The organism is Streptomyces sp. JK94 (genome assembly GCF_053613315.1).
In genome coordinates this window covers 57,552-82,062 of sequence record NZ_JBSICH010000035.1, presented here as the reverse complement: position 1 = coordinate 82,062, position 24,511 = coordinate 57,552, and the positions used below count along the sequence as shown (strand labels likewise).

The 24,511-nt window shown below is 71.8% G+C and carries 17 protein-coding genes and 1 pseudogene; 12 read left to right on the top strand and 6 right to left on the bottom strand.

What is annotated here, in order from left to right; all coding sequences use genetic code 11:
• Positions 1–106: 106 nt before the first annotated feature.
• The 3 genes from nhaA to ACVV2G_RS27060 form a co-directional block, all read right to left on the bottom strand.
• Positions 107–1,531 (bottom strand): Na+/H+ antiporter NhaA, encoded by a 1,425-nt coding sequence (gene nhaA, locus ACVV2G_RS27070; protein WP_453845379.1) that lies wholly within the window; start codon positions 1,529–1,531, stop codon positions 107–109.
• Positions 1,532–1,745: 214 nt separating this feature from the next.
• Positions 1,746–3,701, bottom strand: a complete 1,956-nt coding sequence (acs, locus tag ACVV2G_RS27065) for an acetate--CoA ligase (protein WP_453845378.1) — start codon at positions 3,699–3,701, stop codon at positions 1,746–1,748.
• 218 nt (positions 3,702–3,919) lie between these two features.
• The gene (locus ACVV2G_RS27060) at positions 3,920–6,379 is read right to left on the bottom strand and encodes a bifunctional SulP family inorganic anion transporter/carbonic anhydrase (protein ID WP_453845377.1); all 2,460 of its coding nucleotides are present in this window, start codon (positions 6,377–6,379) and stop codon (positions 3,920–3,922) included.
• A gap of 389 nt (positions 6,380–6,768) precedes the next feature.
• On the opposite strand from ACVV2G_RS27060, the gene ACVV2G_RS27055 reads away from it, so the two are divergent.
• Complete coding sequence (locus ACVV2G_RS27055) at positions 6,769–8,052, top strand: polysaccharide deacetylase family protein (RefSeq protein ID WP_453845376.1); 1,284 nt, start codon at positions 6,769–6,771, stop codon at positions 8,050–8,052.
• 29 nt (positions 8,053–8,081) lie between these two features.
• Here the strand turns inward: ACVV2G_RS27055 and ACVV2G_RS27050 are convergent, their stop codons facing one another.
• Positions 8,082–9,062 carry an ATP-binding protein gene (locus ACVV2G_RS27050; protein WP_453845375.1) on the bottom strand — a complete coding sequence of 327 codons (981 nt, stop codon included), beginning with the start codon at positions 9,060–9,062 and terminating at the stop codon, positions 8,082–8,084.
• A 111-nt stretch (positions 9,063–9,173) separates the two neighbouring features.
• Here ACVV2G_RS27050 and ACVV2G_RS27045 point away from each other — a divergent pair, with 111 nt between their 5' ends.
• A complete protein-coding gene (locus tag ACVV2G_RS27045; RefSeq protein ID WP_453845374.1) occupies positions 9,174–9,998 on the top strand; it encodes a Fic family protein in 825 nt (274 codons plus the stop codon).
• A 592-nt stretch (positions 9,999–10,590) separates the two neighbouring features.
• On the opposite strand, the gene ACVV2G_RS27040 is transcribed toward ACVV2G_RS27045, so the two are convergent.
• A complete protein-coding gene (locus tag ACVV2G_RS27040; RefSeq protein ID WP_453845373.1) occupies positions 10,591–11,436 on the bottom strand; it encodes an HAD family hydrolase in 846 nt (281 codons plus the stop codon).
• Positions 11,437–12,123: 687 nt separating this feature from the next.
• Here ACVV2G_RS27040 and ssd point away from each other — a divergent pair.
• The 7 genes and pseudogenes from ssd to ACVV2G_RS27005 form a co-directional block, all read left to right on the top strand.
• On the top strand, positions 12,124–13,260 hold the full coding sequence (gene ssd / locus ACVV2G_RS27035) for a septum site-determining protein Ssd (protein WP_453845372.1): 1,137 nt from the start codon (positions 12,124–12,126) through the stop codon (positions 13,258–13,260).
• Between the two features lie 461 nt (positions 13,261–13,721).
• On the top strand, positions 13,722–14,891 hold the full coding sequence (locus ACVV2G_RS27030) for a TadA family conjugal transfer-associated ATPase (protein WP_453845371.1): 1,170 nt from the start codon (positions 13,722–13,724) through the stop codon (positions 14,889–14,891).
• Positions 14,888–15,763: a type II secretion system F family protein gene (locus ACVV2G_RS27025; RefSeq protein ID WP_453845370.1), complete on the top strand. Its 876-nt coding sequence runs from the start codon at positions 14,888–14,890 to the stop codon at positions 15,761–15,763. The genes ACVV2G_RS27030 and ACVV2G_RS27025 overlap by 4 nt, the downstream gene beginning before the upstream one ends.
• The gene (locus ACVV2G_RS27020) at positions 15,760–16,557 is read left to right on the top strand and encodes a type II secretion system F family protein (RefSeq protein ID WP_453845369.1); all 798 of its coding nucleotides are present in this window, start codon (positions 15,760–15,762) and stop codon (positions 16,555–16,557) included. Before ACVV2G_RS27025 ends, ACVV2G_RS27020 begins: the two co-directional genes overlap by 4 nt.
• 89 nt (positions 16,558–16,646) lie before the next feature.
• Positions 16,647–16,871 (top strand): DUF4244 domain-containing protein, encoded by a 225-nt coding sequence (locus ACVV2G_RS27015; protein ID WP_453845368.1) that lies wholly within the window; start codon positions 16,647–16,649, stop codon positions 16,869–16,871.
• Positions 16,858–17,295, top strand: a complete 438-nt coding sequence (locus ACVV2G_RS27010; RefSeq protein WP_453845367.1) for a TadE family type IV pilus minor pilin — start codon at positions 16,858–16,860, stop codon at positions 17,293–17,295. The genes ACVV2G_RS27015 and ACVV2G_RS27010 overlap by 14 nt, the downstream gene beginning before the upstream one ends.
• 101 nt (positions 17,296–17,396) lie before the next feature.
• Positions 17,397–17,729: pseudogene (locus ACVV2G_RS27005) on the top strand (Rv3654c family TadE-like protein); the annotation flags it as partial.
• A 379-nt stretch (positions 17,730–18,108) separates the two neighbouring features.
• On the opposite strand, the gene ACVV2G_RS27000 reads toward ACVV2G_RS27005, so the two are convergent.
• Positions 18,109–20,574, bottom strand: coding sequence for a DEAD/DEAH box helicase (locus tag ACVV2G_RS27000; protein WP_453845366.1), 2,466 nt, complete (start codon positions 20,572–20,574; stop codon positions 18,109–18,111).
• Positions 20,575–20,656: 82 nt separating this feature from the next.
• On the opposite strand from ACVV2G_RS27000, the gene bldG reads away from it, so the two are divergent.
• From bldG to ACVV2G_RS26985, 3 genes are all read left to right on the top strand, one after another.
• Complete coding sequence (gene bldG, locus ACVV2G_RS26995; RefSeq protein ID WP_003975386.1) at positions 20,657–20,998, top strand: anti-sigma factor antagonist BldG; 342 nt, start codon at positions 20,657–20,659, stop codon at positions 20,996–20,998.
• A 106-nt stretch (positions 20,999–21,104) separates the two neighbouring features.
• A complete protein-coding gene (locus tag ACVV2G_RS26990) occupies positions 21,105–21,536 on the top strand; it encodes an ATP-binding protein (RefSeq protein WP_453845365.1) in 432 nt (143 codons plus the stop codon).
• 412 nt (positions 21,537–21,948) lie between these two features.
• Positions 21,949–24,354, top strand: a complete 2,406-nt coding sequence (locus ACVV2G_RS26985; protein WP_453845364.1) for a sodium-translocating pyrophosphatase — start codon at positions 21,949–21,951, stop codon at positions 24,352–24,354.
• The last annotated feature ends 157 nt before the right edge of the window (positions 24,355–24,511 follow it).

Genomic DNA, 24,511 nt, shown 5'->3' with positions numbered 1-24,511 from the left:
TCCCTCTTCTGCTGGCTCGTCTGCGTACGGTTCCGTGGCTGTCGTGCGGTGCCTGTCCACTGCGGCCCGACCGCGTACGGTCCGTCTTCTGTACCGTCTCGTCAGATCATGCCGGACGGCCGCCCCCATCGCCTGCCCCGCCCGGTACCTCGGCAAGCCGCGCCGCCTCCATCTCCTCGGCGATCCGGCGGTGCTCGGCGGCCTTCTTCTCGTAGATCGCGGCCACGCGCAGGTGGTAGGCGGGGTCGTCCTCCTCGTAGATGTCCGGGATGCCGCTGAGGTCCTCGTCGCGCTCCTCGGCCTCGGTCATACGGCGGTACTTGGCGTTCCGTACCTTCAGCAGCACCGTGGCCAGGAGCGCCGCGGCCACGGAGCCGGTCAGGACGGCGGCCTTGATCTCGTCGGTGAGCGCCGCGTCGCCCTCGAAGGCCAGCTCACCGATGAGCAAAGAGACGGTGAACCCGATGCCGGCCAGGGTCGCCACGGCGAACACGTCGGCCCATTCCAGGTCGTCACTGAGCGAGGCCCTGGTGAAGCGGGCCGTCAGCCAGGTGCCGCCGAAGATGCCGAACGTCTTGCCGACGACGAGTCCGAGCACCACCCCCAGGGTCTCCGGCTTGGTGAACACGTCGGCGAGGGCACCGCCCGACAGCGAGACACCCGCGCTGAACAGCGCGAACAGCGGCACGGCCAGGCCCGCCGACAGCGGGCGCACGAGGTGCTCGATGTGCTCGCCGGGGGAGTGCGGCTCGCCCTCGCGGGTGTGGCAGCGCAGCATCAGGCCCATCGCGACGCCGGCGATGGTGGCGTGGACGCCGCTGTTGTACATCAGCCCCCAGATCACCAGGCCGAGCGGGACGTACACGTACCAGCCGCGCACCCCCTTGCGCAGCAGCAGCCAGAAGACGGCGAGGCCGACGACCGCGCCGCCGAGGGCGGGGAAGTTGAGGCTGTCGGTGAAGAAGACCGCGATGATCAGGATCGCGAACAGGTCGTCGACGACGGCGAGCGTCAGCAGGAAGGCGCGCAGGGCGCTCGGCAGCGACGTGCCGATGACCGCGAGCACGGCGAGCGCGAAGGCGATGTCGGTGGCGGTGGGTACGGCCCAGCCGGCCAGGGAGCCGCCGCCCGCGGTGTTGGTGACGGTGTAGACGAGCGCGGGTACGACCATGCCGCACAGCGCCGCCACCACCGGGAGCGCGGCGGCCTTCGGGTCCTTCAGGTCCCCGGCGACCAGCTCCCGCTTGAGTTCGATGCCGGCGACGAAGAAGAAGATCGCGAGCAGTCCGTCGGCGGCCCAGTGGGCGACGGACAGGTCCAGGCCGAGGGTCTCGGGGCCGAAGTGGAAGTCGCTGACGCTCTCGTAGCTGTCCTGCAGCGCCGGTATGTTCACCCACACCAGAGCGGTGACCGCGGCGACGAGCAGCAGGACGCCGCCGACCGTCTCGGTGCGCAGGGCCTCCGCGACGTAGTTCCGCTCCGGGAGGGACAGACGTCCGAATGCTTTGCGGGGGGTGTGGGACGGGCTCACGGGGCGGGCCTCCGGTCTTAGGGCAGCACTGGGTCAGTTGCCGACCAGACTTCCCGGCACACCATGAGGATCTTGTTGGTTTTCTCCGCGTTCCTTAGCTTACCTAACCTGCGGCGAGGGGGCCGGGTGATCTCCATGACGGTGCACAGTGGGACGTACCGCATGAAAAGGGCACCCGGCGGGTCTTTCGCCGGGTGCCCTCGAAACCGGTGGTTCAGTCCTCGCCGGGTGCCGTCGGGAGCTTGGTCTGGATGAGATCCATGACGGTGGAGTCGGTCAGGGTGGTGACGTCCCCGAGCTGGCGGTTCTCCGCCACGTCGCGCAGCAGACGGCGCATGATCTTGCCGGAGCGGGTCTTGGGCAGTTCGGCCACCGGCAGGATGCGCTTGGGCTTGGCGATCGGGCCGAGGGCGGTACCGACGTGGTCGCGCAGCTCGGTGACGAGGGTCTCGGTCTCCGTGGCCGTACCCCGCAGGATCACGAAGGCCACGATGGCCTGGCCGGTCGTCTCGTCCGCCGCGCCGACCACGGCCGCCTCCGCGACCGAGGGGTGGGAGACGAGGGCCGACTCGACCTCGGTGGTGGAGATGTTGTGCCCCGAGACGAGCATCACGTCGTCCACGCGGCCGAGCAGCCAGATGTCGCCGTCGTCGTCCTTCTTGGCGCCGTCGCCGGCGAAGTACTTGCCCTCGAAGCGCGACCAGTACGTGTCGATGAACCGCTGGTCGTCGCCCCAGATGGTGCGCAGCATGGACGGCCACGGCTCGGTGAGGACCAGGTAACCGCCCCCGCCGTCGGGCACCTCGTTCGCCTCGTCGTCGACGACGGTGGCGCAGATGCCGGGCAGCGCGCGCTGGGCGGAGCCCGGCTTGGCCTCCGTGACGCCCGGCAGCGGTGTGATCATCATCGCGCCGGTCTCGGTCTGCCACCAGGTGTCGACGACCGGGGTGCTGTCCGCGCCGATGTTCCTGCGGTACCAGATCCAGGCCTCGGGGTTGATCGGCTCGCCGACCGAGCCGAGAACCCGCAGGGAGGACAGGTCGAACTTCGCGGGGATGTCGTCGCCCCACTTCATGAACGTGCGGATCGCGGTGGGCGCGGTGTACAGGATGGAGACCTTGTACTTCTGCACGATCTCCCAGAAGCGCCCCTGGTGAGGGGTGTCCGGGGTGCCCTCGTACATCACCTGCGTCGCGCCGTTGGCGAGCGGGCCGTAGACGATGTACGAGTGTCCGGTGACCCAGCCGACGTCGGCGGTGCACCAGTACACGTCGGTCTCCGGCTTGAGGTCGAAGACGGCCCAGTGCGTGTACGCCGCCTGGGTGAGGTAGCCGCCGGAGGTGTGCAGGATGCCCTTGGGCTTACCGGTCGTGCCGGACGTGTACAGGATGAACAGCGGGTTCTCGGCGTCGAACGCCTCCGGCGTGTGCTCCGCGGACTGGCGGTCGACGGTCTCGTGCCACCACTTGTCGCGGGAGTCGTCCCAGGCGACGTCCTGGCCGGTGCGGCGGACGACGAGCACGTGCTCGACGATGCCGGCGCGCTCGACGGCCTCGTCCACGGCGGGCTTGAGCGCGGACGGCTTGCCGCGCCGGTAGCCGCCGTCGGAGGTGATGACGACCCGGGCGTCGGCGTCCTGGATGCGGGTGGCGAGCGCGTCCGAGGAGAAGCCGCCGAAGACCACCGAGTGGGCGGCGCCGATCCGGGCGCAGGCCAGCATCGCGATCGCCGTCTCCGGGATCATCGGCATGTAGACGGCGACCCGGTCGCCCTTCTGCACGCCGAGTTCCAGCAGGGCGTTGGCGGCCTTGGAGACCTCGTCCTTGAGTTCGGCGTAGGTGAGGGAGCGGCTGTCGCCGGGCTCGCCCTCGAAGTGGATGGCGACGCGGTCGCCGTGCCCGGCCTCCACGTGCCGGTCCACGCAGTTGTGCGCGACGTTCAGCGTGCCGTCCTTGAACCACTTGGCGAACGGCGGGTTCGACCAGTCGAGGGTCTCGGTCGGCTCCTGCGCCCAGGTCAGCCGGCGGGCCTGCTCGGCCCAGAAGCCGAGCCTGTCAGCCTTGGCCTGTTCGTACGCCTCTGCCGTGACGTTGGCGTGTGCGGCCAGGTCAGCGGGCGGCGCGAAGCGTCGCTCCTCCTTCAAGAGGTTGGCCAGGCTTTCGTTGCTCACGACATCTCCCGTTCTCAGGGTTGTCCGTTGTGTCCCAGGCCACACCTCATCAGACCCGGGGGGCCGATGACAAGGGTCGACGGGCGATTGGTTTAGACCTGTCTGGGTGGTCGCCCGTCTTCGTGACCAGTGCTCATCCGTACTCACGGACACCGACGGCGCGGGGTTCAGCGTCTGTAACGCCGCTCACACTCCCCGCGCCTCGGCCTCCTGTGCCCTCAGGCGGTCAGGTCGGTCTCCAGCACCAGCTCGAACACACCGTCCCCGGCGTCCTCGGCGAGCAGATACGCCTGGGCCTCGCCCACGTGGAAGTACATGCCGTGCAGCTCCAGGTCTCCCGCGTCCAGCGCCCGGGACACCGCTTCGTGGGCACGCAGGTGCTCCAACTGCTGGACCACGTTGGCCAGGCAGAGCTGCTCGGCCGCGTCCGCGGGACGGCGTCCGGCCAGCAGGGGCCAGGTGTCCTCGTCCTCGGGGATGCGCTCGAGGCTCGGCAGCCCGTGCCGCAGCCACCGCTTGAGCGGGGTCTGCGCACCCCCCGGTTCGGCGCTGAGCAACGCCTGCATGGCGCCACACCCGGAGTGCCCGCACACCGTGATGGACCGCACCTTCAGCACGTCCACCGCGTACTCGATCGCGGCGGCCACCGAGTCGTCGCCGCTCTCGTCACCGGGCATCGGGACGAGGTTGCCCACGTTGCGCACGACGAAGAGGTCACCGGGACCGCTGGAGGTGATCATCGAGGTGACCACCCGTGAGTCGGCGCAGGTCAGGAAGAGCTGGGAGGGCTGCTGTCCCTCGCGCGCCAGCCGGGCCAGCTCATGGCGCACCCGTGGCGCGGTGTTCCGCTGGAACGCACTGATGCCGCGCGCCAGTTCACGTCCGCTGGGGCCGCTCGGCCCGCTGGATCTGCCGGGCCCGTCGGACCCGGCGGCCACGTCGGGCCGGACGTCCGGCCCGCCCGGTGTGCCGGCTCCGCCTGCTCCGGTCTTCGTGCCGGTGGCCCCGCCGGTGGTGTCCTGCCGGCCGGTGCCGCCGGGCTGCGTGCCCGACTGCGGTCGCTCGCACTGGTGGTTGCGCCACGGCGTCCAGGGGCGGCAGCGGCAGCCGTCCGCGTCGGCCGGCTCGGAGATGCGGGTGCCGGGACGGCGGCCGGTGATGTCGACGGACCCACCCTGGGCGGTGTGCGTCTTCTGCCAGTCCTGCAGGGTCTCGTACGCCGCGTGGTCCATGAAGGACCCGTCCAGCTCCACGACGGCACGCGCCCCGTGGGGCACCTGGTGCAGGACCCGGCTGAGCCGAGGCACCGCGAGGAACGTCAACTGGCCCCGGACCTGTACGTGGTGGACTCCTTCCGTCTCGTCGTGCCTGATCCGGGTGCGGGTCAGGCGGTGCAGGGCGACACCGACGGCCACGGCGATGCCCAGCGCGACGCCCTCCAGGACGCCGAAGAACACCACTCCGCCGGTGGTGACCGCGTAGACCAGCACCTCACGGTGGCGGGTCACCGTGCGAATGTGGTTCAGCGACACCATCTTGAGGCCGACGGCCATGACCAGGGAGGCGAGCGAGGCGAGCGGGATCAGCTCCAGGGCCGGGACCATCAGCAGTGTGGCGATCACTACGAGAACGCCGTGCAGCATCGTGGAGTTCCGGCTGACGGCACCCGCGGCCACGTTCGCGGAACTGCGTACGGCGACCCCGGCGATGGGCAGCCCGCCGAGCGATCCGGAGACGATGTTGGCGGCGCCCTGTCCGAGCAGCTCCCGGTCGAGGTCGGAGCGCTTGACGTGGCCGGCCGGACCCGGCGGCCGGGCGGCGACCAGCTTGTCCACGGCGACCGCGCCGAGCAGGGACTGCACACTGCACACCAGCGTGGTGGTGAGGACGGCGGCGACGAGGCCGAGCACCGGGCCTTCGGGCAGGGTGGCCAAGGCGTGGCTGCTCCAGGACGGCAGGTCGACCTTGGGTACTCGGAGCCCGGCGAGGGCGGCGACCGCGGTGGCGCCGGCGACGGCGATCAGGGCGGCGGGGAGCCGGCCGAGAAGCTGACCGGCCCGGCCGGGCAGCCGCGGCCAGAGCAGCAGCAGGGTCAGGGTCAGCACGCTCACCGCGACATCGGCGGGGCGCAGGTTCGCCAACTGGGCGGGCAGCGCCACCAGGTTGTCGGGCACGGAACTCTGCGGGGTGCCGCCGAGGACGATGTGCAGCTGGGCGACGGCGATGGTGACACCGATGCCGGCGAGCATGCCGTGCACGATGGCGGGACTGACGGCGAGCGCGGAGCGGGCCACGCGCAGACAGCCGAGGCCCAGCTGGGCGAGTCCGGCGAGCACGGTGATGGCGCAGGTCGTACGCCATCCGTAGCGCTGGATGAGGTCGGCGGTGACCACGGTGAGACCGGCGGCGGGACCGCTGACCTGCAAGGGGCAACCGCCGAGCCATCCGGCGACGATCCCGCCCACCGCGGCCGCGACGAGGCCGGCCTGGAGGGGGGCGCCGGTGGCGAGGGCGATGCCCAGGGAGAGGGGCAGGGCGATCAGGAAGACCGCGACCGCCGCCGACACGTCGGCACCCGCGACGCGGAAACGCCGGGGTCCGCCGGGCGGCGGGCGGTGCGGTGGGTGGACGTGCTGGGTCCGGGCCGAGTCGGCACGGGCGGGGACGCAGGCTGACATGTTTCCCGTCTCCTCCGGGGCTGCGCGGTCGCGGTCATGGACGGTCCCCCGCGGACGGGGGCGGTTCGCGGCCGTTTGTCACGGCGTACAGCGGCGGGATGCCGAGCGCTCGGCGAGCACGCGGTACGTACTCGGCGAGCAGGGATGAGCACTCGGTAATTGCACTCAGTAAACAGATCGTAATTCAGAGTAAAGAGGAGGCATAGACTTTTCGCTCAAATGGAGCAATAAGTCGCTCGCCCGAGTGAATCGGGTATTTCATCGGCTTGTCGTACTAATTCCTTCTCGGTCTCGTGCCACCTTGACGACGCTGACGGCACGTCCCGGCTCAGCACCCGACATCGCCCTCGTCGGCGTTGGCCCGAGAGAAGGAAGAAGGTGGGCGGAACATGGCCGCCACCCACAGGATCGCCGCGCGCACCGCGATCGCGGCCGCGGTCTGCGCCGCGTCGCTCGCCGGCTGCGCGATCGGCAGCGGTACCGGTTCCGGTGAAGGGACGAACGGTCCGCACAAGGAGAAGGGAAAGGCGGCGCCGGCACCCAAGAACGCGGTCCGGCTGATCGGCGACGGCTCCACCGCGTACACCGGGTCCCAGCCGCACCTGCCCCGGCCCGAACGCCTCAAGCCGGGCCAGAAGCCGCCGCAGTTCGTGGTGTTCTCCTGGGACGGCGCGGGCGAGGACGGCCAGCGGCTGTTCTCCCACTTCCGCGAAGTGGCCAAGGAGAACAACGCGACGATGACGTACTTCCTGAGCGGCGTGTACCTGCTGCCCCAGGAGGACCGGGATCTCTACCGGCCGCCGCAGCACTCTCCGGGCCGCTCCGACATCGGCTTCAACGACGAGCAGGGCATCGCCGACACCGTCAAGCAGTTGCGGCTGGCCTGGCAGGAGGGCAACGAGATCGGCACCCACTTCAACGGCCACTTCTGCGGCAGCGGCGGCGGGGTCGGCGAGTGGTCCGTCGAGGAGTGGAAGGACGAGATCAGTCAGGCCAAGCGGTTCGTCAAGACCTGGAAGACCAACACGGGCATGAAGAACGCCGCGCCCCTGCCCTTCGACTACGACAAGGAGCTGATCGGCGCCCGCACCCCGTGCCTGGAAGGCCAGGAGAACTTCGTGAGGGCCGCCGGCGAGATGGGCTTCCGCTACGACAGCAGCGGCGTCAACAACCAGGTCTGGCCGAAGAAGAAGCAGGGCCTGTGGGACGTGTCGATGCAGCTCGTGCCGTTCCCCGGGCACACCTTCGAGCAGCTCACCATGGACTACAACTTCATGGTCAACCAGTCGGGCACCACCACCCAGGGCGACCCGGCCAAGCACGAGTTCTGGGGCGACCAGATGCGTGACGGCCTGCTCCAGGGCTTCCAGCGGGCCTATGAAGGCAACCGCGCCCCTCTGATCATCGGCAACCACTTCGAGTCATGGAACGGCGGCACCTACATGCGTGCCGTCGAGGAGGTCATCGAGGGGGTGTGCACCAAGGAGGAGGTGCGCTGCGTCTCCTTCCGACAGCTCGTGGACTGGCTGGACGCCCAGGACCCGAAGGTCCTGAAGAAGCTGCGCACGCTGGACGTCGGTGAGGCGCCCAAGAAGGGCTGGGCCTCCTTCCTCTCGGCCGACCCCGCACCGGCGCCGAAGGGCGTGCCCGGAGCGCCGGCCGCCGGGCGGTAACCGTACGGAGGAGTGCGGCGAGGGCGTCGTCACGCCGGAGCGACGACTCCCTCGCCGAGGACGAAGCCGGGGTCGACCTGCGCCGCCAGGTCGGCCCCGGTGCGCTCGTTGCCCCAGCTCCGGGCGTTCTTCAGGTGGAAGTGGATCATCTGCTGCGTGTAGCGGTCCCAGTCCCGCAGTCCGTACGTCGCGTCGGCCGCCGTGTGCAGGGCGCGCAGCGCCCGCCGGTTGGCGTCCTCCAGGAGCCCGAACCGGGGCGGCCGGCCCTTCTCCATGGCGCGCACCCAGTCCGAGTGCCCGACGGTCGTCAGCAGGTCGTCCCCGACCTGCTCGCGCAGGAAGTCGAGGTCGTCCGGCCCCTGGACCTTGTTGCCGACGACCTTCAGGGTGATGCCGAAGTCGCGGGCGTACTCCTTGTACTGGCGGTAGACGGAGACCCCCTTCCGGGTCGGCTCGGCGACCAGGAACGTGACGTCGAAGCGGGTGAACATGCCGGAGGCGAAGGAGTCCGAGCCCGCGGTCATGTCGACCACGACGTACTCGTCGGGGCCGTCGACCAGATGGTTCAGACACAGCTCCACCGCTCCCGTCTTGGAGTGGTAGCAGGCGACTCCGAGATCGGCTTCCGTGAAGGGCCCGGTGACCATCAAGCGGACGGCCCCGCCGTCGAGTTCCACCAGCCGGGCGCAGGCGTCGTAGACCGGGTTGTCCTCGCGCACCCGCAGCAGGCGCGAGCCCTCCCCGGGGGGCGTCGTCTTGATCATCGTCTCGGTGGAGGCGATGCGCGGGTTGGTGCCGCGCAGGTGGTCCTTGACCAGCGGGAGGTGCTCGCCCAGCGCGGGCAGGCCGGCCGCGGTCGCCTCGTCGAGGCCCAGTGCGGCCCCCAGGTGCTGGTTGATGTCGGCGTCGATCGCCACGACGGGCGCACCCGTGCCGGCGAGATGGCGGATGAACAGGGAGGACAGGGTCGTCTTGCCGCTGCCGCCCTTCCCGACGAAAGCAATTTTCATGTTCACCAACGGTAGCGGCCCGATAGCTGTACGTGGCACGCGAGCCCGGATGCGCGTGAAGAAGACCACTCGTTCGTGGGGCGCGGCGCCGGTGTGCGTAGGGTCGTACTCATGAGTACGACAGGCGCGAACGCCGATCCGCTCGCGGCCCTGGGCGCACTGCCCGGCGTGGCCGAGTCCGTGGAGTCCGTACGCAAGGCCGTGGACCGGGTCTACGGCCACCGGATCATGCGGCGTCGCAGCAACGCGATCACCTCCGAAGCGGCCCTGCGCGGCGCCCGTGGCTCGGCGGCGCTGTCCGGTGCGGACTGGGCCCTGGAGGAAGTGCGCAGGCGCTCCGACTTCAGCGGCGCCGACGAGGCGCGTGCGGTGGGTGCGGCCCTGCGGCTGACCGCCGAGGCGGGGCAGTTGCTGTCCATCTGGCGGCAGTCGCCGCTGCGGGTGCTGGCCCGGCTCCACATGGTGGCGGCCGCGGACCAGGGCGACCAGGTGGGGCGGCCCCGGCAGGAGGGCGAGCCCGTGGAGGAGCCGCTCGTCGAGCTGCCGCTGCCGGGTGCCGGGGAAGCGCACGGCCGCCTGGAGGGGCTCGCCGGGCTGGTCATGGCGGGCGGTTCCGCTCCGGCGCTGGTGACGGCCGCCGTCGTGCACGGTGAACTCCTGGCGCTGCGTCCCTTCACCACGTACAACGGCCTGGTCGCGCGCGCGGCGGAGCGCATCGTGCTGATCAACAGCGGGCTGGACCCGAAGTCGGTCTGCCCGGCCGAGGTCGGCCATGCGGAGCTGGGGCGCGCCGCCTACCTGGCGGCGCTGGACGGCTACGTCTCCGGAACCCCGGACGGCTTGGCCGTCTGGATCGCCCACTGCGGCCGGGCGGTCGAGCTGGGGGCACGTGAGTCGACGGCGGTGTGCGAGGCGCTCCAGCGCGGGGCGGCGTGACGTCCGGCCCCACGTGCGTGCGGCCGAAAAAATGCGGCGGTACGAGATTTCGTACCGCCGCTGGCATGACCACCGGGTTACCAGGCGTCCTCGATATGTTGCCCATCAGGTCGGGAACTTCGCCCGTCACCTGGTGCGGCTGGCCCGTAATCGACGGGTCGACGTCGCGTGGGTGCCCGGTGCTCATGCGCGGTCCGTGGGGCCAAATGCGTTCTTAAGGCGATCCTTTCGGATGTCCTTGGTCTCGCGGGCCGTTGAAACCTTTGTACTCCTGACCCGGAGCAAGCGGAAGTGGTGGCCTCACTTCTTTACTTTTGCGCTCATACGCGGGTGAAAGAGATGGATCGGTACGGCGCTGCACGGCGCGTGGGTGGCGGGTGCGCGGGCCGCGGCCCAGGCGGCTGCGGCCCGCTGGGTGGACGGTCGCGCGCCGGTGGACGAGATGTGCCGGCCGGGAAGCGGGCGGTCGTCGGTGGGAGCGCGCGCTCGGTGACTCGGCGGAGGGTGCGTCGTGCGTCGGTGGCTTGGTGGAGGGCGACTCGGTGACTCGGTGGGTGGAGCAGGGGGTGGGTGGAGCGGACGGGTCGGTGGGTCAGGCCGCCGCCGTCCGTCGCCGGCTCGCGTACCAGACGAGGCCGGCTGCGACCGCCGCGGCTCCCATCGCGGCGGCGGCGACGAGCGCCGGACGCGGCGGTACGGAAAAGCCCCGGACCCGCTGTTTGAGCCGTACCGGACGGTGGAAATCGAGGATCGGCCACTCGCGCGCGAGAGCCTCACGACGCAGCGCCCGGTCCGGGTTCACCGCGTGGGGGTGGCCGACGGACTTCAGCATCGGCAGGTCCGTCACCGAGTCGCTGTAGGCGTAGCAGCGGGTCAGGTCGTATCCCTCGGACTCCGCCAGCTCCCGGATCGCCTCCGCCTTGGTGGGGCCGTACGCGTAGTACTCCACCTCGCCGGTGAAGCAGCCGTCGTCCCCCACGATCATGCGGGTCGCCACCACGCGGTCCGCGCCGAGCAGGTGGCCGATCGGCTCGACGACCTCGGCGCCCGACGTGGAGACGATCACGACGTCGCGGCCGGCGGCGTGATGCTCCTCGATGAGGGAGGCGGCCTCGTCGTAGATGATCGGGTCGATCAGGTCGTGCAGGGTCTCGGCGACGAGTTCCTTGACCAGTTTCACGTTCCAGCCGCGGCACAGCGCGGAGAGGTACTTGCGCATCCGCTCCATCTGGTCGTGGTCGGCTCCGCCCGCGAGGAAGACGAACTGGGCATATGCGGTACGCAAGACAGCCCTGCGGTTGATCAGCCCGCCTTGGTAGAACGATTTGCTGAACGTCAGCGTGCTCGACTTCGCAATGACCGTCTTGTCCAGGTCGAAGAAGGCCGCTGTGCGGGGCATCGAGTGGGGCGAGGAGTGGTTTTCCACGCCCCCGAGCATAGGCGCAGCCCATTCGGCGTAAGGTGTGGCGTGTGGGTTTGCCTGAGAAGGCTCTCGGGTACACCATGGAAGTCACGGATCGTTCGCGACCGTGCTAACCCGGTCCGACTCCTCCCCCCCCCGAGTCGGCCGTGGAGACGACCCCCGCTCTCCCCCCCCGGCGGGGGTCGTCGCATGTCCGGATGCGTTTTCCCTCCCTCGGCCCGGATCGGGCCGTACGTGACGGTTATACCGGGGGTCACTTTGACATGCTCATGATGCTATACGGAGCGTAGTTGCCGGACAGCTCTGAGGAAGGCGGGCGCGGGGTCGGGCAGGGCGGCCCGGGTTCACCGGTTTGAGGGATGCCGATATTCACAACAGCCGGGATGTTCCACAGTTTTGGACCAAGATCCACACGATTTCCCGGATCACTGCACCGTGATTCCCATGCGTCCGGGCCGCGCCGAGTTCCACGGCCGGTTCTGTTTCCCGGACGCGTATGGCCGGGGCCGACCGAAGTTCACGTCGGCGTCCGACTGGATTGCTCAGTCGGGCGTCGAAGTCGGGCGTTCCCCTCGGCCGTCCGTGTGGGGCCGTTCGCCGGTTCTCCGCACGGCTGGGGACCGCGGGGCCGCACGGGCCGCGCGAGAGGCGACGAGATGTCGGGCGCGACCGCGGAAGTCGCGACGAAGGGGGACGCACGCCATGACCGGAACCATCACCCACGACCCGCCGCATGCCGCCGGAGGGCGGCAGAGCGGGCCCCTGATCATCACCGAGGACACCCAACTCCTCGACGACCTGTTGCGCCTGTGCGCGGCGGCCGGCGCCACGCCGGAGGTGCACCACTCGGTGCCCGCGACGTCCGCGCCCTCCTCGGCGTGCGGACAGTGGGGCAGCTGGGAGACCGCATCGCTCGTCCTCGTCGGCGACGACGCCGCACGGCGCGTGCGCGGAGCCGCACGGAGACGAGGAGTGGTCCTCGTGGGCCGAGACCAGGACGACCCGGGGGTCTGGCAGCGGGCCGTCGAGATCGGCGCCGACCATGTCCTGATGCTGCCCGACGGCGAGCAGTGGCTCGTCGACCGCATCGCCGACGTCGCCGAGGGCGTCGGACGGCCCGCCCTCACCGTCGGCGTCATCGGCGGCCGGGGAGGTGCCGGAGCGTCCACGCTGGCCTGCGCGCTCGCCGTCACCTCGGCGCGGGAGGGGCTGCGCAGCCTCCTGGTGGACGCCGATCCGCTGGGCGGCGGCCTCGACGTCCTCCTCGGCGGTGAGACGGCCGAGGGGCTGAGGTGGCCCGCGTTCGCGGCCTCGCGCGGACGGGTCGGCGGAGGCGCCCTGGAGGAGTCGCTGCCCGAGCTGCATTCGCTGCGGGTGCTCAGCTGGGACCGGGGGGACTGCGTGGCGGTGCCTCCCCAGGCCGTACGGGCGGTGCTGGCGGCGGCCCGGCGCAGGGGCGGCACAGTCGTCGTCGACCTGCCGCGTCGCATCGACGACGGGGTCGCCGAGGTCCTCGCCCAGCTCGACGTCGGACTCCTCGTCGTCCCGGCCGAACTGCGGGCGGTCGCGGCGGCCGGCCGGGTGGCAGCCGCGACCGGCATGGTCCTGCACGACCTTCGCGTCGCGGTCCGCGGCCCGTACGACTCCGGACTCGACGACCGGGAGGTGGCCAGGCTGCTCGGACTGCCCCTGGCCGGTGAGGTGCCCGCCGAGTCGGGCCTCCGGCGCGCCACCGACAGCAGGCGCCCCCCGGGGGCGTCGGCACGCGGGCCTCTGGCGCGTTTTTGCCGGGAGTTCTGGGAGCGGGCGCTGGTGGAGACGGGCGGTGGGGCGGCATGAAGGCGACGGTGGGCTTGAAGCGGGCGGCGGGGCACGGTGACGGGCCGGACGGTGGCGCAGCGACCAGCGGCGGCGAGCCGCCCGGGGTGATGGCGGCGGGCCCTGGGCGGCGTTCGGGTACGGCCACGTGCTCGGCCGGCGGTCGGGTCGTGGGGGCGGCGGTCGCGCGGGGCGCGGGATCGGGCGCTGGCCGAGACCCGGGGCCGGTCACTGGGCGGGGCGCGGGTCCGGCCACTGGGCCGGGCCAGGGTCCCGTTGCGGGGTGGGGCCAGGTGCCGGTTGCGGTTCCGGTTGCGGGGCGGGGGGCACAACCGGTCCCGGGCTGGGCCCCGGTACCAACCGCTGGGCGGGTCGTGGGATCGGTTGCTGGGCGGGCGTCGGAACCGGCGTCCGGGCGGTTTGCGGCAGGGGTGTTCGGGAGCGGGAGCGGGAGCGGGAGTGGCTCGGGGCCGGCGTCCGGGATGCTCGACGGCGTACGGCGGCGGCTCGCCGAGAGCGGGGCGGAGCCGACGCCCGCGCGTGTGGCGCAGGCGCTGCGCGAGCAGGGGCGGGTGCTCGGAGACGCGGAGATCCTCGGTGCCGCCGAGCAACTGAGGTCGGAACTCGTCGGCAGCGGGCCACTGGAGCCCTTGCTCGCCGACCCGACGGTGACCGACGTCCTGGTGTCCGCCCCGGACCGGGTCTGGGTGGACCGGGGCGGCGGTCTCGAACTGACCTCCGTTTCCTTCCCGGACGCCGGGGCGGTACGGCGACTCGCGCAGCGCCTCGCCACGGTCGCCGGACGCCGGCTCGACGACGCCCGGCCGTGGGTGGACGCCCGGCTGCCCGACGGCACCCGGCTGCACGCGGTGCTGCCACCGGTCGCCGTCGGCTGCACGTGCCTGTCGCTCCGGGTGGTACGGCCGCGCGCGTTCACGCTCGACGAACTGGTGACGGCGGGCACCGTCCCGCCCGGCGGTGACCGCGTTCTGCGCGCGCTGCTGCGGGCAAGGCTGTCCTTCCTGGTCAGCGGTGGCACCGGAAGCGGCAAGACGACGCTGCTGAGCGCACTGCTCGGGCTGGTCGCACCGGACGAGCGCATCGTGCTCGCCGAGGACTCGGCGGAGCTGAGGCCGGACCATCCGCACGTCGTCGGCCTGGAGACCAGACCCGCCAACCAGGAGGCCGCGGGCCTGGTCACCCTGGAGGACCTGGTGAGGCAGGCGCTGCGCATGCGACCGGACCGGCTGGCGGTCGGCGAGGTGCGTGGCCCCGAGGTGGTCCATCTGCTGGCGGCGTTGAACACCGGCCACAGCGGCTGCGGGACGGTGCACGCCAACGCCGCCGCCGACGTACCGGCCCGGCTGGAGGCGCTCGGCACGGCCGCCGGACTGGACCGGGCGGCGTTGCACAGCCAGCTCGCGGCGGCCCTCTCGGTGGTCCTGCATCTGGCCAGGGACCGGTCGGGGCGGCGTCGTATCGCCGAGGTGCACGTCCTGGAACGCGACCCGTCCGGGCTGGTGCGGACGGTGCCGGCGCTGCGGTGGGGCGCGGAGGCGTTCGTGGCCGAGCGCGGCTGGGAGCGGTTGCGGGAGCTGCTGCGGAGTGACGGGTTCGAGGGACGAGCCCTGGGAGAGGAGGCGCACCGGTGACGGGGACGGGTGAGGTGTCGACAGGCGTGGCCCTGGCGTGTCTGGGGACGGCGGCCTGGTTGGCGGGGAGCGGGTGGCACGCCGGGGCGCGGCGGGCCCGGCTGGTGCTCGCCGGCGGTGGGGCGGTCGGGACCGGGCCGCCACCGGTGCGCCGGGTGACGGACGGGCTGCGGCGCGTGCGGGGCCGGCTGAGGCCCGAGTGGTGGTCACTGGCGGCCGGGCTGGCACTGGCGGTGCTGGGCGACTCGGTGCTGCCGGTCGTCGCGGGGGCGGCCGGGGTGCCGGTACTGCGGCGGACGCGGCTGGCCGGTCGGGCGAGGCGGGCCGGGGAAGGCCGCCAGGACGCGGTGATCGCGTTGTGCGGGGCACTCGCCGGGGAGGTGCGTACCGGGCGGCAGCCGGGCGAGGCGCTGCTGAGTGCCGCACATGACTCCGGAGGGCTCGGTGACGCACGGGCGGCGGTGCTGGCGGCGGCCCGCTTCGGCGGGGACGTCCCGGGGGCGCTCGCGGCGGCGGCGCGGCAACCGGGGGCCGAGGGGCTGCGGGGGCTCGCGGCGTGCTGGCGGGTCGCCGTCGACCAGGGTGCCGGACTCGCGGCCGGGCTCGACCGGCTGGAGGGCGCCCTGCGCGCCGAACGGGACCAGCGCTCGGACCTGAGAGCCCAGTTGGCGGGTGCTCGTGCCACGGCGGTGATGCTCGCCGGCCTGCCGGTTCTCGGTCTCCTGCTCGGCCTCGCCCTCGGGGCCGACCCGTTGCGGGTGCTGCTGCACACGGGAGCCGGCCTGGGTTGCCTGCTGGCCGGCGGAGTCCTGGAGTGCCTGGGTGTGTGGTGGGTGACGCGGATCGTACGGGGCGCGGAGGCGGCGTCGTGAGCGGGGACGCCGTCCACAGGCTGGGAGCGGTGGCGGGGATGGTGCTGGCCGTCGGATGGCTTGCCCGCGGGTTCGCGGCCGGGCGACGGGAGCGGACGGTACGCAGGCGACTGGCCGGGTTGCTGCCCCCTCGGTCGGCCCGCGCCGCCCCAGGACGCGCCGAGGTGCTGGACTCCGTTCGCGCCTGGCTGCCGCTGGTGGGCACGGTGGGTGCCGGCTGGGCCCTGATCGGGGGTGCCGTCGGCGTTGTGGCGGGGCTGGTGGGGGCGGCAGGGCTGTGGCGTTGGCGCGCCCGGCGGTCGGCCGCCGGTACGGCCGAGGCGGAGGCCGCTGCCGCGGAAGCCGGCCGCCAGCTGGCCTTGGCCGCGGACCTGCTGGCGGCGTGCATCGCGGCGGGTGCCGGGCCGGTGGCCGCGGCCCAGGCGGTGGGCGACGCCCTCGGCGGGCCCGTCGGGGAGGCGTTGGGGCGCGGCGCCGCCGAAGTGCGGCTCGGCGGTGAACCGGGCGGGGCGTGGCGCGATGTGGCCGCTCTTCCGGGCGCCGGGCCCTTGGCACGGTTGCTGGAACGGGCCGACGTGTCCGGCCTGCCCGCCGCCGGTCCGGTCGCTCGGCTCGCCGCCCAGGCGCGTGCCGACTGGGCCCGCGCCTCGACTGCCCGGGCCCGCCGGGCGGCCGTCATGGTCACCGCGCCGGTGGGGCTGTGCTTCCTGCCCGCCTTCGTCGCGGTGGGCGTACTGCCGGTGGTGATCGGGCTCGCGGGCGGGGCGCTGGGAGACGGGGGAGGTGGCGGCTGACGGAACGGAGCGGGCCGGTGTGGAGCCGGTGAGTGAGTCATCGACCGACCAGCCAGTGGGCAACTGGCGAGAACCTCACGGGGGTTGCGATGTATCAGGTGGTACGGGCACGGCTGAGTGTCCTGGTGTGCGCGTTTCGTACGACGAGGCGTCGGGCCGCGAGGCGGGACGCGGGAATGGTCACGTCGGAGTACGCGATGGGGATCGTCGCGGCGGTGGCCTTCGCCGTGGTCCTCTACAAGGTGGTGACGAGCGGGGCGGTCAGCGCGGAGTTGCAGGGCATCGTGAAGCAGGCGCTCGATGCGCGGATGTGAGCAGGAGGCCGGGGCGGAACCCGGCGGGGGATCTCGCGAGGACTCCCGCGGCCGCTCGCGGAGCGGTGCGGGCGCCCGCTGGGACGGAGGGTTCGTGACGGCCGAGACGGCCGTGGTGTTGCCGGTGCTGGTGGTGTTCGCGATGGCGCTGGTGTGGGGGCTGCTCGTGGTGGCCGCGCAGATCCAGTGCGTGGACGCTGCCCGCACGGGGGCCCGCGCGGCCGCCCGTCAGGACCCGGCCGACGCGGTGGTGGAGGTCACCAGGGAGGCGGCACCGCGCGGGGCGCGGGTCACGGTCAGCCGGGAGGCGGGCCGGGTCCGTGTGGTCGTCGTGGCCGAGCCACCGGCCCTGCGGGGCCTGCCCTTCGAGGTCCGGGAGGAAGCCGTGGCATCGGTGGAGCAGTCGGTGGGGAGGGGGCCGTGAGGGTTCTCGCCCTCTTCCGGCCGACGAGGGGCCGGCCCCCGGGGGCCGCTGCCGGCCTCCGGCCCGGCTCGTGCCCGGGTCCCGATCCGGAATCCCGCCCCGGGTCCGGTGCCGGAGACGACCGGGGGTCCGCCACGGTGTGGAGCGTGGGTGCCATCGCCGTCCTGTGCCTGGTGTTCGGCGTCGTGCTGGCCCTGGGACAAGCCGTCGTGACCCGGCACCGCGCGGCCGGCGGTGCCGACATGGCGGCGCTCGCGGCGGCGGACCACTGGGCCCGGGGCGGAACGGCGGCGTGTGCCCGGGCGGAGCGGATCGCACGGACGCAGGGGACGCGGCTGGTGCGGTGCGTGCTCACCGGCCGGATCTCGGACGTGACGGCTGCGTCGGGCCGGGGACCGTTCGCGGCGGAGGTCCGGGCAAGGGCCGGCCCGGCGTGGGAGGCGTCGATGACGGGGGCTCCGGAGACGGCGGACCCGGCGGCAGGGATGCCGCTGACGGGCCTCCCGCCGGCGGGAGGCCCGTTGTGGGGAAGTCCGCTGTTGGGGAGCCCACCGGCGGGAGGCCCGTTGTGGGGAAGTCCGCTGCTGGGGAGCCCACCGGCGGGAGGCCCGTTGTGGGGAAGTCCGCTGTTGGGCAGCCCACCGGCGGGAGGCCCGTTTGTGGGGCGTGTGCCGACTCGAGTCCCGGCGGTGGGAGGCCTCCCGGCAGGTACCCCGCCAACGGGCAGCTGGACGACGGGAAACCCGCCGACCGGAACCCGCGCGATGACGAGAGCGATGACGGCGGAATCCCCGGAGAGCCCGTCCACGGGGCTCATGGCCCGGCCTCCGCCTCCTCCGCCCCCCGCAACAGGACCGTGAGCAGCCGCACGGCCCCCCGCTTGTGCAGTGGCTCGTTGCCGTTGCCGCACTTGGGGGACTGGATGCAGGAGGGGCAGCCGGCGTCGCACTCGCAGGAGGCGATGGCCTCCCGGGTGGCCGTGAGCCAGTCGCGGGCCGTGTGGAAGGCGCGCTCGGCGAAGCCCGCGCCACCGGGGTGGCCGTCGTACACGAAGACCGTCGGCAGCAGTGTGTCCGGGTGCAGGGGGACCGACACGCCGCCGATGTCCCAGCGGTCGCAGGTCGCGAACAGGGGCAGCATGCCGATCGAGGCGTGCTCGGCGGCGTGCAGGGCCCCGCCGAGGATCTCCGGGTTGATCCGGGCCGCGTCCAGCTGGTCCTCGGTGACCGTCCACCACACCGCGCGCGTCCGCAGTGTCCGAGGAGGAAGGTCGAGCTTCGTCTCGCCCAGTACTTCACCCGTGATGAGGCGCCGGCGCAGGAAGGAGACCACTTGGTTGGTGACCTCGACGGAGCCGTAGCACAGGCGCCCGTCGCCCCAGGGGACCTCGGTGTCGGTCTCCAGGACGGAGATCGCCGTCGTGTCGCGGGCGACCGTCGAGTACGACGGGGTGGCCTGCTCGACCAGGGCGACGGAGTCCTCCAGGTCGAGGGTGCGGACGAGGTACGTGCGGCCCTGGTGCAGGTGCACGGCGCCCTCGTGGACCGTCGTGTGGGCGGCGCCGGCGTCGACGGTGCCCAGCAGCCGGCCCGTCCCGGCCTCGACGACCTGGACCGGCCGGCCGCCCTCCCCGCGGATGTCGGTGAGGTCGGCGGCCCGTTCCCGGCGTGTCCAGTGCCAGGCCCGGGTCCGGCGGCGCAGCAGTCCGGCCGACTCCAGCTGGGGGAGGAGTTCCTCGCAGGCGGGACCGAAGAGGGGCAGGTCCTCCTCGGTCAGGGGGAGTTCGGCCGCTGCCGCGCACAGGTGGGGGGCGAGGACGTAGGGGTTGTCCGGGTCGAGGACCGTGGACTCCACGGGTTGGTCGAACAGGGCCTCCGGATGGTGGACGAGGAAGGTGTCCAGCGGGTCGTCGCGCGCGACCAGCACCGCGAGGGCGCCCTGCCCGGACCGCCCCGCGCGGCCCGCCTGCTGCCACAGCGACGCCCGGGTGCCCGGATACCCGGCGATCACCACGGCGTCCAGACCGGAGATGTCCAGGCCGAGTTCGAGGGCGTTCGTCGCCGCGAGGCCGAGCAGTTCACCGGAGTGCAGGGCGCGTTCCAGGGCGCGGCGCTCCTCGGGGAGGTAGCCGCCACGGTAGGCGGCCACCCGCCGGGACAGCGAGCGGTCGACCTCGGCGAGGCGTTCCTGGGCGATCACCGAGATCAGCTCGGCGCCGCGCCGGGAGCGTACGAAGGTGATCGACCGCATGCCCTGCACGGTGAGGTCGGTGAGCAGGTCGGCGGCCTCGGCGGTGGCGGTGCGGCGGACGGGCGCGCCCTTCTCACCCTCCATCTCGGTCAGCGGCGGTTCCCAGAGGGCGAACACCAGTTCACCGCGCGGTGAGGCGTCGTCCGCGACCTCGACCACCGGGAGTCCGGTGAGCCGGCGGGCCGCCACCGAGGGTTCGGCGGCGGTGGCGGAGGCGAGCAGGAACACCGGCGACGCGCCGTAACGGGCACACAGCCGGCGCAGTCTTCGCAGCACCTGGGCGACATGGGAGCCGAAGACGCCGCGGTAGGTGTGGCACTCGTCGACGACGACGTACTTCAGCGACTTCAGGAAGGAGGACCAGCGGGGGTGGGACGGCAGGATGCCGCGGTGCAGCATGTCCGGGTTGGTCAGCACGTAGGTGCCGTACTGGCGGATCCACTCGCGTTCCTCGAACGGTGTGTCGCCGTCGTACACGGCGGCCCGAACTGATGTGCCCAGAGGTTGTGAAAGTTTCTTCACAGAACGGCACTGGTCCGCGGCCAGCGCCTTGGTCGGAGCCAGGTAGAGGGCGGTGGCCCCCCGCCCGTTCGGGGCCTGGGAGCCGTCCAGCAGGGTGGACAGCACCGGCACCAGATACGCCAGGGACTTGCCGGACGCGGTGCCGGTGGCGACGACCACCGAGTCGCCGTCCAGGGCGTGCTCGGCCGCCGTCGCCTGGTGGGCCCAGGGGTGTTCGATGCCCGCGGCCTGCACCGCGGCGACGACCTCGGGGCGAATCCGGTCCGGCCAGACGGCATGACGACCCGCACGCGGGGGCAAGTGCTCCGTATGAGTGATGCGCGCAGTCCGGCTCGGTCCCGCGGCGAGCCGGTCCAGGAGCATGCCTGGATCGGGCCGGGAGCCGGGCCCCGCCGGGGTCCGATCGGATCGGTGATTCTTGGCCATCGGTACCGAGTCTGTCACCGGCGTGACGGACAATGGGACCAAGGCGTCGTGCACGCCTGCCGGTAAGTGATTGAATGCCATCGCGGCTGGCGAACCGTCCTGGGGGCTTCAAGCCGAGGTGTCCCGAGGGACGACCGCTCGATAGCAAGGTGCTGGAGGATCCGTGGACCTGTCCCTGTCGACCCGTACCGTCGGCGATCGTACGGTCGTCGAGGTCGGTGGCGAAATTGACGTATACACCGCGCCCAAGCTGCGTGAGCAGCTGGTCGAGCTCGTGAACGACGGGAGTTTCCACCTCGTCGTCGACATGGAGGGCGTGGACTTCCTCGACTCCACCGGGCTCGGCGTGCTGGTCGGCGGACTGAAGCGGGTGCGTGCCCATGAGGGCTCGCTGCGCCTGGTCTGCAACCAGGAGCGCATTCTCAAGATCTTCCGTATCACCGGCCTCACCAAGGTGTTCCCCATTCACACCTCGGTCGAGGAAGCGGTGGCGGCCACCGACTGACGACCGGTTCCGGGCCGCTGGGCCCGGGACGGCAGTAGTACAAGGGGGGTCCGGGCCGTCGCGGTCCGGACCCTCGACAGCAACGCCCGTAGTCCGAGGGGGATGCATGGCCACCGTTGAACTCCGTTTCAGCGCGCTGCCCGAGCATGTCCGCACCGCCCGTCTGGTGGCGGCCGCGGTGGCACGCAGGGCCGGAGTGGACGAGGCCGTCCTCGACGAGGTCAGGCTCGCCGTCGGTGAGGCCTGTACCCGGGCTGTGGGACTGCACCAGCACGTCGGCATCACGGCGCCGGTCAAGGTGTCGCTGATCGAGGAGGAGAAGCAGTTCTCCATCGAGGTCGGTGACGAGGCGCCGCACGCGGTCCCCGGGTCGGGAACCCAGGGTGCCGCCGTGGACGACGTGGAGACCGAGGAGGACGAGATGGGGCTCGCGGTCATCAGCGGCCTCGTCGACGACGTCGAGGTCACGGCCGGCGAGGACGGCGGGCTGATCCGCATGACCTGGCCGACCGCGCCCGCGGTGCTGCCGCCGGTCTGACCCCCGCGTCGACCCCGGCGCCACTCGAGCCCTCGACCGCTCCGAGTGCGTCAGAGTTCACCCGAAGGGCCCTACCTCGTAGGGCCCTTCGGCGTGTGCGGAGAACGAGGTCCACGCTTACAGTGGTCACGTACGTACGTTGAGTGAATTCATTCACGATCAATCATGTGGTCATTGATCCGATCAGTGTGGCGATCAACGTGGCGATCGATCTGACGGATCTATTTCGCGATCAATCCTGCGGGCGGTCCCGCGAAAAAGATCACGGCCTTAATGCCGGAAGGGCATTACTACGTCCGGGTCCCTTGTGGTTGACAAGGTAATTCCTTTTGCCGTGCACTGTTTTGATCAGGTTCCGGTACCTACAATCCCGTCCACATCTTGAGCTCAGCCCAAGCGTCAAGGAGGACGAATGGCGGAGCTTTCCACCCCTCATCAGTTGGGCGATCCCTCATCCCTCGCCGCCGCCGTGCTGACCGACGGAAACCGCGTCCTGGTCGCTGTCATCGCGGTCGTCGCACTGTCCGCGCTGGTGCTCGCGGCCGTCCTGGTACGCCAGGTGCTCGCCGCGGGCGAGGGAACCGACAGTATGAAGAAGATCGCGGCGGCCGTCCAGGAAGGCGCGAACGCCTATCTGGCCCGGCAGTTGCGCACGCTCGGCGTATTCGCCGTCGTCGTGTTCTTTCTGCTCATGCTGCTGCCCGCGGACGACTGGAATCAACGTGCCGGACGGTCGATCTTCTTCCTGGTCGGCGCCGCGTTCTCCGCGGCCACCGGCTATATCGGCATGTGGCTCGCCGTACGCAGCAATGTGCGTGTCGCCGCGGCGGCACGGGAAGCGACGCCGGGCCCGGGCGAACCGGAAAAGGATCTCACTCTCGTCTCGCACCGGGCCACCAAGATCGCATTTCGCACGGGCGGCGTCGTCGGCATGTTCACGGTGGGGCTCGGCCTGCTGGGCGCCTGCTGCGTGGTGCTGGTGTACGCGGCCGACGCGCCGAAGGTCCTGGAGGGTTTCGGCCTCGGCGCCGCACTGATCGCGATGTTCATGCGGGTCGGCGGCGGCATCTTCACCAAGGCCGCCGATGTCGGCGCCGACCTGGTCGGCAAGGTCGAAAAGGGCATCCCCGAGGACGACCCGCGCAATGCCGCGACCATCGCCGACAACGTGGGCGACAACGTCGGCGACTGCGCGGGCATGGCGGCCGACCTCTTCGAGTCGTACGCCGTGACGCTGGTGGCCGCGCTGATCCTCGGCAAGGTGGCCTTCGGCGACTCGGGGCTGGCGTTCCCGCTGCTGGTGCCGGCGATCGGCGTGCTCACCGCCATGATCGGCATCTTCGCGGTGGCGCCCCGGCGGTCCGACCGCAGCGGCATGAGCGCGATCAACCGGGGCTTCTTCATCTCCGCGGCGATCTCGCTGGTGCTGGTGGCGGTGGCCGTCTTCGTCTACCTGCCCGGGAAGTACGCGGACCTGGACGGCGTCACGGACGCGGCGATCGCGGGCCGGGACGGCGACCCGCGGATCCTCGCGCTCGTCGCGGTGGCGATCGGCATCGTGCTCGCCGCCCTGATCCAGCAGCTCACCGGCTACTTCACCGAGACCACCCGACGGCCCGTCAAGGACATCGGCAAGAGCTCGCTCACGGGACCCGCCACCGTCGTCCTCGCCGGTATCTCGCTCGGTCTCGAATCCGCCGTCTACACCGCCCTGCTGATCGGCCTCGGCGTCTACGGGGCGTTCCTGCTCGGCGGTGCCTCGATCATGCTGGCGCTGTTCGCGGTGGCGCTGGCCGGCACCGGTCTGCTCACCACGGTCGGTGTGATCGTCGCCATGGACACCTTCGGGCCGGTCTCCGACAACGCGCAGGGCATCGCCGAGATGTCCGGCGACGTCGAGGGCGCCGGCGCCCAGGTGCTCACCGACCTGGACGCGGTCGGCAACACCACCAAGGCCATCACCAAGGGCATCGCCATCGCCACCGCCGTCCTCGCGGCGGCGGCCCTGTTCGGGTCGTACCGCGACGCCATCACCACCGGCGCGGCGGACGTGGGCGAAAAACTCAGCGGCGAGGGCGCGCCGATGACCCTGATGATGGACATCTCCCAGCCCAACAACCTCGTCGGACTCATCGCGGGCGCGGCGGTCGTCTTCCTCTTCTCGGGGCTGGCGATCAACGCGGTGTCGCGGTCGGCGGGCGCGGTGGTCCACGAGGTGCGACGGCAGTTCCGGGAACGGCCCGGAATCATGGACTACAGCGAGAAGCCCGAGTACGGCAAGGTCGTCGACATCTGCACCAGGGACGCCCTGCGGGAACTCGCCACGCCCGGACTGCTCGCCGTGCTGGCGCCCGTCTTCATCGGGTTCACGCTCGGCGTGGGCGCGCTCGGCGCGTTCCTGGCGGGAGCGATCGGCGCGGGCACGCTGATGGCGGTGTTCCTCGCCAACTCCGGCGGTGCCTGGGACAACGCCAAGAAGCTCGTCGAGGACGGCCACCACGGCGGCAAGGGCAGCGAGGCGCACGCCGCCACCGTCATCGGCGACACGGTCGGCGATCCCTTCAAGGACACCGCCGGCCCGGCGATCAACCCCTTGCTGAAGGTCATGAACCTGGTGGCGCTGCTGATCGCTCCGGCGGTCATCAAGTTCTCCTACGGCGCCGACGAGAACATGGCCGTGCGGGTGCTGATCGCCGTCCTCGCGTTCGCCGTCATCGCGGCGGCGGTCTACGTCTCCAAACGGCGCGGGATCGCCATGGGGGACGAGGACGACCCCGACCCGGACTCCAGGTCGGCCGATCCGGCGGTGGTGACGTAGACACCTCCCCACAGCCTCGTACGAGACGCGGGGCAAGGGGCGGGCGGACGGCGCGTGGTGACGCGCCGTCCGCCCGTGTCATGCGGGGCGCCTCCCTCACCGTGAGCCTTCTCTCTCTTGGTGCAAATGGCTGCAATACCGTCATAACGAATGTTCG